A 10,582-nucleotide genomic window follows, 5' to 3' on the forward strand; every position below is an offset into this window, starting at 1 on the left:
GGCGTCCACGGCACGAGACGATTGGCTCCGGTGCGCCCGTCCCGGCGCGGTCCGGTCCACAGATGTCTACCCCCGTCTGCCGTCTTGTTAGCAAGGTTGTTAGCAGACGCGGAGGCCCGACAGGTACGGCAGGCGGAGCCTCCCCAAGCCAGATTTCGGGGCGGCGACCATCCCGATCCGGCATGATGTGTAGATGCGTTCGAACTTCATTGGGATCGCTGACGTGCATGAGGTCCCCAAGCTAGCTGTCGTCATCGACGTGATGAGGGCATTCACGGTGGCGGCCTGGGCGTTCGCGAGCGGTGCGCAGAGGATTGTCTTTGCGGAGACATTGGATTCCGCACGCGACTTGAAGGCTCGTCACCCGGACTGGCTGGCTTTGCAGGATGGAGCGCCGCTACCCGGCTTTGACCTAGTGAACTCCCCTGCGCTGCTGCGATCACGCGACTTGGGAGGGCGCACCATCGTGCAGAAGACGACGGCAGGGACTGTTGGCGCACTCTCGGTGGCCGATGCCGAAATGGTCCTATGCGCCAGCTTTGTCGTAGCCGAGGCCACGGCCGGCTTCCTTCTCGATCAGAAGCCGGACGAGGTGACGTTTGTTGTCACCGGTGACGACGGCAAAGCCGAGGAGGACCTGGCATGCGCCGAGTACATCGCCAAGCGAACTGCGGTTCCGGAACTGGATGCAGCTCCCTACATCGAGCGCGCGAGGAACTCGACCGCTGCTGGCAAGCTGGCCGAAGGCGCACGGCACGGATACCGCGGCATTCATCCAGACGACGTGGACCTTTGCCTAGATCTGAACAGGTTTCCATTCGTCATGTCGGCTACAAGGGAGCTCTCGCAGATGGTGCTACGGCCGACTCACCTGGACCTCGACGCCACACCTGCACCGTCCCCCTGATAGCTGCCAAACCCAGGCCAGCGCGGCGCACGTCAAGAGTCGGCTTGCCGATCCGTAGGACGCGAAGCGCTCTTGACGTGGGTCGTGGTGGCCGGACAATCGAGCGGCCAGGGGGCGGGGCTAACCGGCGATCAGACGCCAGGACTCGGACGTGCAGAGTGCCTCTGCGCACAAGATGTGCCGGGTCCGTCTCCGCGCGGGGTGGGCGAGGTTCGGCCGGCAGGCCGCATGGGCTCGCCCACCCCGCGCGGGAGGCGCGCCGAAGGCGCGCCCTTGATTTCTTAAGAGGTCAATCCGGCAGACGAGGCGCCGAGCTAGATGTCCTCCGTCGACTGATGTGCGACACCCATCCGCCAAGTGATCTGCGACAGTCACTGGTTCGGCCAGTCTGGGTTCGACGTCTCCGTGGGGCGTCGGTGACTCAGGAGGCCGGGATTGGCACTGGCTGTCTTGTCGGTGGTAGAGCAGCGCCTGGACATGTGGTGGGGTTCGCGGTCGACCAGACTCAGGCCGGTTTCGGTCGGCGGATCAGATGGTAGGCCTTGCAGCCCAAACACAGCCCGGTGGATGCGTTGAGGGCTGCCACGCCGAAGGCGAGACTGGTGAGGCCGTAGCCGGCGACATCGACGCCGAGTACAAAGGTGGTCAGCGCCAGACCGGTAAACACGAAGCCGACGAATTGGGCGAATCTCGGCGGCCGAGCATCCTCCAACTCGGCTGGCGCTCCGATCCGCGGCCAGATGACACGGGCGAAGATCTGCGCCCACAACGACCACTGAAAACTCACGAACGCGGTGAACGCAAACACGGCGACCTGGGAGGCGAGCAGGCCGAGACCCAATGGTCGAGCAACGTCAACGATGAGCAGCACGACGGCGAGCACGCTCGCTGTGGCCCCGGCGCTGAATCGCAAGAGGCGCGGATCGACATGGGCGCGGAGCGGGCACGCGCCATTACTGGTGCCGCGCATGTGGTTCTCCGGAGAGTGAGATGCCAGCTAGTCCGATGCAGGTCAGGATACTCGGCCCACACCTGCATCTGCTCGGACCAGTGTTTGAACCAGGGCGCCGCCGGATGCGAGCCCGCAAAAGGCAAGACCGCGGTGCAGGCGCCCGCTCTCGCACCGTGCTCGTGTCCGAGACGACCCTGGCCATCGAGCTGCCCGGCAACGACGACCTGGTCGTGCGCCACAGCACCACCCAAGCCGTGCGTAGCATCAACGGTCAGCGGCCACGGACCGCCAACCCCTCAGTTTCCTAGGCCATGTGTCGCACATCAGGTGCCGAACATGTGTCGCGGATCTGTTGTCGGATCACAAGGCGCCGAGCTAGACGTTCTCCGTCGGGTGATGCGCGACGATCGTCCGCCGTGATCTGCGACGGTCGAAGGCGCAGATCGCGGCAGATTCGGTAAGCGAAGGCCGGCAGTCCAGGTCGGACGTGTACGCGGCGGAATGACGCAGCTCATCCAGGCCGTGTTGCGGTATCCCTATGGCAGGCGGCGGCTCGAAGATCAGTTGCCGCTGCCGTACGGGCGGGTGAGGATCTCCAGCCAGTGCCCATCAGGGCCCTCCCAGTAGAGGCCGCGGCCACCGTCGCCGTGGTTGATCTCTTGCGGCTGGCGCTTGAAGGGGTCGGCCCACCACCGGCGGCCGTCGTCCCGCAGGCGACCCAGGATGAGGTCGAACTCCTCCTCACTCACAAGGAAGGCGTAGTGCTAGCCATGGATCTCGCCCTCCGTGTCCATGAAGTCCAGGCTCGCCGCGTTGTCCAACCTCAGCTCGGCGAACGGTCCGTACGCTCTCGCCTCCGGCAGACCGAGTACCTCGCCGACATCGCGAGCAGCGGCCCATCGGTCCTTCACGTGCACGATCGTGTGGTTCAGCTCGATACTCAACGGGCTCTCCTCGCGGATACCGGTACTCAACTGGCGCCTGGTCCCCAGGCTGCACCCCGAACCCGTTCCCGTGAAGACCTCCACGTTGTTCCACACCTAGGCGTTCAGGTCGTGTCCGAGCACGGTGAGGCGCATTACGGAGCGTGCGCATGGGGTCGACCGCGGTTCCCCGAGGACACGAGACCCCCAGGTCATGACCTGGGGGTTGGTGGAGCCGCCTGTCGGAATCGAACCGACGACCTTCTCATTACGAGTGAGACGCTCTGCCGACTGAGCTAAGGCGGCGGGTGCCGAGGCAAGAGTGTAGCGGGAGGAGGGGGAGGATTCCGAATCGGTTCCTTGGGGAGGCGTACGGCGGGGTGCGGGGCCGGGGTGGGGGTCACCGGGTGGACGGGTGTTTGCGGTGCGCCCGCGGCGAGCAGCGTCGTACGGCGGAACGGGCGCACGGCGGCGTACCGGAACCGGGGCGAGACGGGGCACGGCGCGGCGGCGTACCGGAACCTGTGTTGGCCGGTGTGCGTCGGAGGGGTGACGGAATTGTGGGGGAATGATTGTTTTGGGAAATGCGTTGACTTAGGCGTCGGTGGTGGGTGAGACTAATTCCCGCAAGACCAAGACCTTGAGGAGAAGATCGTGTACGGAACGGACATCTTGAACGAAGCCTGGCGGCCCGGCCGCGTGGCTTTGTCGGCGTGCCTGCGATCCGTGGGCGACGAGACCTACTACCACCAGCTCAGCCTGTGCATGGGCGGCCCGCCTGGGTGATCTCCGACTGGGAGACCTCCAGGAGCCGTCTGAGCCGGGTACCGGCAGCAGGCGGCTCTTTTCTTTTGCCCGAATACGGGCCATCGCCGGTGTGCAATGGTTGCGGACCGGATTCCAAACCCGCGTCATGAGGGTTCGATTCCCTCCATCGGTGCTTTCCGGTATTCACGGATATCGGCACGAACAATGACAACTGGACATTCATCGCATTTTCTCCCGGCCCGTCCAAGGGCTGGGAGAGGACCAGCTGTAGGCCAGTGGCCAGGCCGCCTCATTTGGGTTGAGGAGATCGGAGGTTCGAGTCCTCCCAGCTGGACTAGGGGGTGGCTGACGGTTCCGCGCCGTCGCGAGGAGGTGCTCGGTGCGGTGCATCGGCGTGCGGGGGCGAAGGTCTCGATGCGGAGCATCGTGGCCCTTGCACCCGTGCGGCGAGGTGCCGTGCCGAGTGCCCCGCAGTAGGCGGGGAACCGTCAGCCACCTCCTAGGCGCCCGCAGGATGCTCAGCTACCGGCCGAGCGGGCGCCGCAAGCGTGCCCTGCGGCGGAAATCCGCACTACATCCGGCGCAGGGCACCGAACGCCCGTGGCTCAACCGGACAGAGCGCCTGCCTACGAAGCAGGAGGGTGCAGGTTCGAATCCTGCCGGGCGTGCTGTGTCCGAAGCAGAAGGGGGCGATGCGCCGGGACGTGACCCCGGAGAAAGCGGGTTCGAGCCCCGCCGGACACCCTCGAGTACGAGGCGCTCACGGAGCGTACGTCGTACGCCCGCGGCTCTGGCCCAACTGGGAGAGGCGCCTGGCTTAGAACCAGGAGGTTCAGGGTTCGAATCCCTGGGGCCGCACGGACTGACCGACACCGAGATCGCCGACCTGCTGACCGTGGGTCGGGCACACTGGAAGGGAGGAGGAACCACATGAGCGGTGTGATCGTTCTGAACGCCTCGTACGAGCAGCTGCACGTCGTGTCGATCCCGCACGCCATCCGGATGCTCGTCCGGGAGGTCGCCGTCGTCGAGGAAGCGCACGACGGCGCCAGCATCGGTCCGTTCCCCCTCCCCCGCGTCCTGCGCCTCGTCCGGTACGTCGTGATGAAGTGGCGCTACGCCTCCGGCCGCCTGCAGTACACGCGGGCCGGCGTACTGAAGCGCGACAAGTACACGTGTGCGTACTGCGGCAAGCTCGGCGCCACCACGATGGACCACGTGATCCCACGATCACGCGGCGGCCGTGGAGAGTGGCTGAACGCCGTCGCCGCCCACGCGGAGTGCAACGAGAAGAAGGGCTCGCGAACACCGGAAGAGGCCGGCATGCCACTGCGTTGGCAGCCGTGGGTCCCTTCCCGTGCCGAGATAGCGCTCTGACGCGACACCCACCGGTGCCGCCGACGAGCGCGATGCCAGGTGGGCGCCGGTGACCCACCCTCGGTTCTGACCCGAGGCCCCGCAGGTTCGACCCCTGCCCTGGCAGCTCTACGCCGTCGCGGTGACGGCCTGGCAGAGTAAGCCGAGTTTCGGCCTAACGGCAACCGTCTCGAAAACGGTCTGTCCCTCAACGGGGCGTCAGGGTTCAAGACCCTGCTCTGCCGCTCGAAGGCGCCACTTGCGCACTGAAACACTGGAGACGCTTCGGCCGAGAATCCGCGCAGCCTCAGACTGGCCGTGCGTCAGGACGATCAGATCGTCGGCTCTCGTCCACGGCTTGCGAACGACTCCGTATCTGCCGGCCTTGTCCGCTGCGGGCCGCCACAAGGCCACCTGTTCAGCAGCCTCCTTCTTGCGCTCCAGGCCTAGCACGTCGGGGGAATACCAAGCCCAGGCTGCGAGGCGTGCCGCTGCAACGTTCAGCACAAGGATGTTGTAGACGCCGTCGCGCTTGTTGGGACGAGCAGTTCGGACTACTCCACACACTTTACGAACGGTGTCGCAAAGGAAGCCTGCAAGAGCAGGGCTCGCAGTCACCATGCTCACGTACGGCTCATCCTTCCGGGTGAATCCGACGGAGCCGTCTCCGTCCAGCAGTCCGCGCAGGTAGTCAGGAACTGCAAGCGGGCCGACTGGCGGAACTACGACGGCGGCCTTCCTACCCACCGGAATACCAGCGGCAGCCGCGGAGCGGCGAGTTGGCTGGTCGTAGAACCGCAGTATCGCCGTCTCGTAGTTGTCTGCGAAGTTCGTCGTCCGAGTTCGGTGCCCGATGGACGAGTAGCAGGGCAACAGAGATGCGACCTTGGCAAGGATGTCCTCATCTCGAACCGCGAGTTCGAGCGAGATGCGTCCCTTGCCGTCGAGACTTCCCGAGTGTGTGCCGTCCGTTTGGAGCAACCCGATCGCGTAGGCGACTTCGGGGCGCTCCAGATCATCGAACATGCGAGCAGTCAACCACCTGAGCAGGAGTACACCGCGCAGAACCAGGCCGTCATGCTCGCGCTGGTGATGCACGCGGTTGGTACGCCGTCCGCAGGCTCGGTGTGAAGGGGGACAGGTTCCTGCCGTGGTCAGGGGACACGGCAGGAACCTCGAGGTGAGGTCCGCCTGTTGGTAGAGGCAGCGGTTTGCTAAACCGTCGGTCGGCTGGCATGTCGGCCCGTGAGTTCGAATCTCACTCTCACCGCTGGGCGGTCGGGAAGGACCGGCCGCCCTGCCAGGTACGTGGTTGTTCGCAGTTCCGACGACAGCGTTTGGGTAGTTCTTCGGAAGCGGAAGCACGTCGCCGAGACCTACCTTGATGGGATGACGGTACGTGAGCGGCTGCTCCAAGGGCTGCCTGTGGACGAGCGGCGGATCGACGTCGGTGGCGTGTCCACAGTTGTGCTCGAGGGTGGGGACGGGGCGCCGCTCGTTCTTCTGCACGGCGGCATCGAGTGCGGCGGGGTCTATTGGGCGCCGGTGATTCCGGCGCTCGCGGAGCAGCATCGCCTCGTCGTACCTGATGTGCCGGGCCTCGGCCAGTCCGATCCGGTCGCTCGGTTGGACCAGGCGACCTTCGACCGCTGGCTGGAGGCACTGCTCGAGCTGACCTGCGATCGGCCCCCGATGGTGATCGCGCACTCGCTCGTCGGGACCTTGGCCGCACGGTTCGCGGCGACTCACGGCGAGCAACTGCAGCGGTTGGTGCTCTACGGCGTGCCTGGCATCGGGCCGTACCGGATGCCGATCGGCCTGCAGCTGATGGCTGTCAGGTTCGCACTCCATCCCTCCGAGGCGAACATGGAGCGGTTCGAGCGGTGGGCGTTCGCCGACCTCGATTCCGTACGACGCCGCGACCCGGACTGGATGCGCGCATTCACCACGTATACGCGGAGCCGCGCCCGCGTGCCGCACGTCAAGCGGACGATGCGCTATCTGGTCACCACCTGCACCAAACAGGTCCGCGACCAGATCGACGTACCCACAATGCTCCTCTGGGGCGCGAGGGACCGGTTCGTACCGCTGGCCCTTGCCGAGGAGGCCAGCAGCAGACTCGGCTGGCCGTTACAGGTGCTCGACAACGCCGGGCATGTCCCGCACATCGAACGGCCCGGCGCATTCCTCGAGGAAGTCACACGAACACCGCGCTGACGAACATCCCGATCCCCGAAGCGAGCGTGGCCGGGATCGCAGCCGGCCTCGCGCTCGAGCAGGTGCGTCCGTGGCGGGTCAGACGACGCTCGTCCGGGTGGGCGTTGATCGCTACCGGCGGCATCGTCATCGCCGGCGCGTTGCAGGCAGCAGCAGCCAACGATCTCGCCCGGCCCGAACGGCTCGTCACCAGCGGGCCGTATGCGCTGAGCCGGAATCCGATGTACGTCGGCTGGGTCCTGGCGCAACTGGGGATCGGGCTGATCACCGGCTCAGGCTGGATCCTCGCAACTGTGCCGGCCGTCGGGGCGGGGTTGCACCGGGACGTCGTACGCGAGGAGCGGCGACTGGCCCGGACCTTCGGGGACGAGTACGAACGCTACTCGGAAAGGGTCGGTCGCTACCTCCCCAGGCGATGAGCAGGAGCGCCGTCGTGGGAGGGGCGGGGCGGGCTGTAAACCCGTTGCCTTCGGGCCTAGCAGGTTCGAATCCTGCCTTCTGCACGTAAGACACCAACAAATATGAGAAGAGAGGAGGACCGGCCATGGCCGACCTCAGGAACAGGAAGCGAGTGCCTGGCGGCAGGACCGGTGCTCCGGTCCAGCAGGGTCACTCGATGCGACGCGTGCTGCTCGCCTGCGGGCATGTGCAGCGCGACCGGATCGCGCACCGCGGGGATCACGTGTGGTGCGAGGCCGAATGCTCCGACTGGATCCGCGTGGTCTCAGTCCAGGAGTAACGCACCCGAAGAAGTTCCCCCTGGTGACGGAATCTCGCCGGGCCCTCCGAAGGCTCGGTTCCTGGTTCGACTCCAGGCAGGGGGACTCAGCCGATGGTCGGGTCGTGGTGGACGGACAGCTCCACCGCGGCCTCGCCTCGGGTGGAAAGGATCCGGACGCGTACGTCGTCGACGGTCAGCGGCTCGCTCAGCGGCAGCAGACGTCGGTGGCCGATCGTCGTGCCGCGCGCGATCTCCCGCCAGGCACCTTCGACGAGTGCATCCACGGCGAAGGTTTCGACCTGTTGCCCAGACTCGATGTTCTCCCGGAGGTCGAGCACGTTGATCGTTGCCGGAAGCACCAGCTCCGTGGCGTAGTACTCCCGCACCGCCGCACCAAACGCAGCCAGCGCCTCCACATCCGGATCCGCGAACAGCCCTCGCCGATCAGGCGGGATGTTCAGCAGCAGTACGGCGTTCCGCCCGACCGACTTGCGATAGATGTCCAGGAGCTCCGGCACCGACTTCACCGCCGCGTCCTCGGACGCGTGGTAGAACCATCCGGGCCGGATCGACACGTCGACCTCAGCCGGATACCACCGCAACTCGTCAGCGCGAGCCAACTCATCAGGCCCGGCCACAGACGGCGCAGTTTGTGAGGCCACCATCTGCCCGTCGACGAACGGTACGACGCTCCACTCGGTCTCCCGCGCGAACCCGTCCTCGTTGCCGACCCATCGCACATCCGGCCCACCGATCGCAATCGTCGCGTCGGGCGCGAGCCGCCGGATCAGGTCGAACCACGCGTCGTACGCATAGCTCTGCGCACTGCTCGTCGGATTCGCCCCGTCCAGCCAGACCTCGGCGATCGGCCCGTACGACGTCAGCAGTTCGTGCAACTGGTTCAGGTAGAACCGGTTGTAGTCGTCCACGACGTACGAGAACTCGCCGATCTGCGAAGCCACCGCAGGACTGCCGTTCCCGTAGTACCCACCGGGTGCCTTCTCCTGATAGAGATCCGCCGGCGACAGGTACACCCCGAACCCGAGCCCACCGGCCTGGCAAGCAGCCGACAGCTCCGCGACGACATCACCCCGATACGGCGACGCGGCAACGGTATGCGGCAGGTACTTGCTCGGCCACAAACAGAATCCGTCGTGATGCTTGGCCGTTAAGATCACGCTCTTGAAACCCGCGGACGCCAACGCAGCAACCCATTTTGAGCAGTCCAACGCCGACGGATCGAACACCGCCGGATCGTCGACGCCGGTCCCCCACTCCAGGTCGGTGAACGTGTTCGGCCCGAAATGCACGAAGGCGGTCAGCTCCTGCCGCTGCCACGTGACCTGCCGCGGCGACGGGCGTACGGCGGAAGCATCCATCACAACAGCACCTTTCCAGGATTGAACAGGTTCCCAGGATCGAACGCGGCCTTGATCCGCCGATGCAGCTCCAGCCCCACCGGCCCGAGCTCGGTCTCCAGCCAACGCGCCTTCAACGTCCCGATGCCGTGCTCCCCGGTGATCGTCCCGCCGAGCCCCAGCCCCAGCTGCATCACCGCGCCGAACGCCTCCAGCGCCCGCGCCTCGGCCGCCGCGTCGGCGGGGTCGAAGACCACGGTCGGGTGCATGTTCCCGTCGCCTACATGCCCCGGGCAACAAATCAGTACGTCGTACTTCGCGCCGATCTCCGCGATCCCGCGCAGCAGCGTGATCAGCTGCGACCGCGGTACGGCGACGTCGTCGATCAGCGTCGTACCCAACGGCTCCAGCGCGGAGTTCACCAGCCTGCGCGCCTCGAGCAACATGCGGGACTCTTCCGCGTCGGAGGCCTCGGCGACCTCGATCGCGCCATGCGCCGTGCAGATCTCCGCGATCTGTGCGACGTCCTCGGCCGCCCGCGGACCCCGGTCGGACTGGGCGAGCAACATCGAGCCGACATCCTCCGGGAGACCCATGTCCCGGTAGTCCTGGATCGCCCGCAGTGTCGGCTGATCCAAGAACTCGAGCAACGACGGACGCAGACCCGACGCCATCACGGCGGCAGCGGCCGCGATCCCGTCCTCGATGGACCGGAAGGTCGCCGCCGCGGTCAAAGCCGCCTCGGGTGCCGGGCGCAACGCCAGCGTCGCCTCGGTCACCACCCCGAGCGTGCCCTCGGACCCGACGATCAGCCTGGTGAGGTCGTACCCGGCGACGCCTTTCGCCGACCGCCGCCCGGTGCGCACCACCTCACCGGACGCCAGCACCACTTCGAGTCCGCGCACGAAGTCCGAGGTCACGCCGTACTTCACACAACACAGACCGCCCGCGTTCGTCGCGATGTTCCCGCCGACCGTCGACATCTCCCACGACGACGGATCCGGCGGATAGAACAGGCCCTGGTCCAGCACAGCGCGCGACAACTGAGCGTTCACGACGCCCGGCTGGACCACGGCGACCTGGTCTTCGACCGAGATCTCCAGGATCTGCGACATCCGCGCAGTCGACAGCAACAAGCACCCGTCGATCGCGTTCGCCGCACCCGAGAGCCCCGTGCGAGCGCCCTGCGTCACGATCGGAACGCCGAGCTCACCAGCAGCCCGAACCACCTCGACGACCTCCGCCGTCGACGAAGGACGCACGAGCGCCCGCGGCATCCCAGCGGTGCAGAACTTGGCGTGATCGTTGCGATGACTGTCCAGTACGTCGGGATCGTCGACGACCGCATCGTCTCCGAGGACCGACCGCAGCCGGTCCACG

At 66.3% G+C, this 10,582-nt stretch carries 11 protein-coding genes and 7 tRNA genes; 11 read left to right on the forward strand and 7 right to left on the reverse strand.

Going from position 1 to position 10,582, the window contains the following annotated elements; translation table 11 throughout:
• Positions 1–193 precede the first annotated feature (193 nt).
• Positions 194–907: a 2-phosphosulfolactate phosphatase gene (locus ACLJOO_RS08470; RefSeq protein ID WP_410786305.1), complete on the forward strand. Its 714-nt coding sequence runs from the start codon at positions 194–196 to the stop codon at positions 905–907.
• Between the two features lie 505 nt (positions 908–1,412).
• Here the strand turns inward: ACLJOO_RS08470 and ACLJOO_RS08475 are convergent.
• From ACLJOO_RS08475 to ACLJOO_RS08490, 4 genes are all read right to left on the reverse strand, one after another.
• Positions 1,413–1,877 carry a DUF4395 domain-containing protein gene (locus ACLJOO_RS08475; RefSeq protein ID WP_410786306.1) on the reverse strand — a complete coding sequence of 155 codons (465 nt, stop codon included), beginning with the start codon at positions 1,875–1,877 and terminating at the stop codon, positions 1,413–1,415.
• A 542-nt stretch (positions 1,878–2,419) separates the two neighbouring features.
• Positions 2,420–2,608 (reverse strand): hypothetical protein, encoded by a 189-nt coding sequence (locus ACLJOO_RS08480; RefSeq protein ID WP_410786307.1) that lies wholly within the window; start codon positions 2,606–2,608, stop codon positions 2,420–2,422.
• A 15-nt stretch (positions 2,609–2,623) separates the two neighbouring features.
• On the reverse strand, positions 2,624–2,803 hold the full coding sequence (locus tag ACLJOO_RS08485) for a hypothetical protein (RefSeq protein ID WP_410786308.1): 180 nt from the start codon (positions 2,801–2,803) through the stop codon (positions 2,624–2,626).
• A gap of 209 nt (positions 2,804–3,012) precedes the next feature.
• Positions 3,013–3,088, reverse strand: a tRNA-Thr gene (locus ACLJOO_RS08490).
• Between the two features lie 723 nt (positions 3,089–3,811).
• On the opposite strand from ACLJOO_RS08490, the gene ACLJOO_RS08495 reads away from it, so the two are divergent.
• The 5 genes from ACLJOO_RS08495 to ACLJOO_RS08515 all read left to right on the forward strand — a co-directional run bounded on the left by ACLJOO_RS08495 (position 3,812) and on the right by ACLJOO_RS08515 (position 5,151).
• A tRNA-Pro gene (locus tag ACLJOO_RS08495) sits at positions 3,812–3,884 on the forward strand.
• A 260-nt stretch (positions 3,885–4,144) separates the two neighbouring features.
• Positions 4,145–4,218 (forward strand) — tRNA-Arg (locus ACLJOO_RS08500).
• A 116-nt stretch (positions 4,219–4,334) separates the two neighbouring features.
• A tRNA-Leu gene (locus ACLJOO_RS08505) sits at positions 4,335–4,408 on the forward strand.
• Positions 4,409–4,480: 72 nt separating this feature from the next.
• Positions 4,481–4,927 (forward strand): HNH endonuclease, encoded by a 447-nt coding sequence (locus ACLJOO_RS08510; protein WP_410786309.1) that lies wholly within the window; start codon positions 4,481–4,483, stop codon positions 4,925–4,927.
• A 131-nt stretch (positions 4,928–5,058) separates the two neighbouring features.
• Positions 5,059–5,151: transfer RNA gene (locus tag ACLJOO_RS08515), tRNA-Ser, on the forward strand.
• On the opposite strand, the gene ACLJOO_RS08520 is transcribed toward ACLJOO_RS08515, so the two are convergent.
• Positions 5,126–5,932, reverse strand: coding sequence for a hypothetical protein (locus ACLJOO_RS08520; protein ID WP_410786310.1), 807 nt, complete (start codon positions 5,930–5,932; stop codon positions 5,126–5,128). The genes ACLJOO_RS08515 and ACLJOO_RS08520 overlap by 26 nt on opposite strands.
• Positions 5,933–6,085: 153 nt before the next feature.
• On the opposite strand from ACLJOO_RS08520, the gene ACLJOO_RS08525 reads away from it, so the two are divergent.
• From ACLJOO_RS08525 to ACLJOO_RS08545, 5 genes are all read left to right on the forward strand, one after another.
• Positions 6,086–6,176 (forward strand) — tRNA-Ser (locus ACLJOO_RS08525).
• 119 nt (positions 6,177–6,295) lie between these two features.
• Positions 6,296–7,123: an alpha/beta fold hydrolase gene (locus tag ACLJOO_RS08530; protein WP_410786311.1), complete on the forward strand. Its 828-nt coding sequence runs from the start codon at positions 6,296–6,298 to the stop codon at positions 7,121–7,123.
• A gap of 26 nt (positions 7,124–7,149) precedes the next feature.
• Positions 7,150–7,542 (forward strand): methyltransferase family protein, encoded by a 393-nt coding sequence (locus ACLJOO_RS08535; RefSeq protein WP_410786313.1) that lies wholly within the window; start codon positions 7,150–7,152, stop codon positions 7,540–7,542.
• Positions 7,543–7,626, forward strand: a tRNA-Tyr gene (locus ACLJOO_RS08540).
• A 113-nt stretch (positions 7,627–7,739) separates the two neighbouring features.
• On the forward strand, positions 7,740–7,862 hold the full coding sequence (locus ACLJOO_RS08545; protein WP_272948948.1) for a hypothetical protein: 123 nt from the start codon (positions 7,740–7,742) through the stop codon (positions 7,860–7,862).
• Between the two features lie 86 nt (positions 7,863–7,948).
• Here the strand turns inward: ACLJOO_RS08545 and ACLJOO_RS08550 are convergent, their stop codons facing one another.
• Together ACLJOO_RS08550 and ACLJOO_RS08555 are read right to left on the reverse strand one after the other, a co-directional pair.
• Positions 7,949–9,223, reverse strand: coding sequence for an alpha-L-fucosidase (locus tag ACLJOO_RS08550; protein WP_410787133.1), 1,275 nt, complete (start codon positions 9,221–9,223; stop codon positions 7,949–7,951).
• Positions 9,223–10,581, reverse strand: a complete 1,359-nt coding sequence (locus ACLJOO_RS08555) for an FAD-binding oxidoreductase (RefSeq protein ID WP_410786314.1) — start codon at positions 10,579–10,581, stop codon at positions 9,223–9,225. The genes ACLJOO_RS08550 and ACLJOO_RS08555 overlap by 1 nt, the downstream gene beginning before the upstream one ends.
• Between the last annotated feature and the right edge of the window lies 1 nt (position 10,582).

The organism is Kribbella sp. C-35 (assembly GCF_046549195.1).
Classification (GTDB): Bacteria; Actinomycetota; Actinomycetes; order Propionibacteriales; family Kribbellaceae; genus Kribbella.

Bases quoted from the DNA above. Each gene is read 5' to 3' on its own strand.
- ACLJOO_RS08470 (WP_410786305.1), top strand. From the start codon at position 194: ATGCGTTCGAACTTCATTGGGATCGCTGACGTGCATGAGGTCCCCAAG.
- ACLJOO_RS08475 (WP_410786306.1), bottom strand. From the start codon at position 1,877: ATGCGCGGCACCAGTAATGGCGCGTGCCCGCTCCGCGCCCATGTCGAT.
- ACLJOO_RS08510 (WP_410786309.1), top strand. From the start codon at position 4,481: ATGAGCGGTGTGATCGTTCTGAACGCCTCGTACGAGCAGCTGCACGTC.
- ACLJOO_RS08520 (WP_410786310.1), bottom strand. From the start codon at position 5,932: ATGTTCGATGATCTGGAGCGCCCCGAAGTCGCCTACGCGATCGGGTTG.
- ACLJOO_RS08530 (WP_410786311.1), top strand. From the start codon at position 6,296: ATGACGGTACGTGAGCGGCTGCTCCAAGGGCTGCCTGTGGACGAGCGG.
- ACLJOO_RS08545 (WP_272948948.1), top strand. From the start codon at position 7,740: ATGCGACGCGTGCTGCTCGCCTGCGGGCATGTGCAGCGCGACCGGATC.
- ACLJOO_RS08550 (WP_410787133.1), bottom strand. From the start codon at position 9,223: ATGGATGCTTCCGCCGTACGCCCGTCGCCGCGGCAGGTCACGTGGCAG.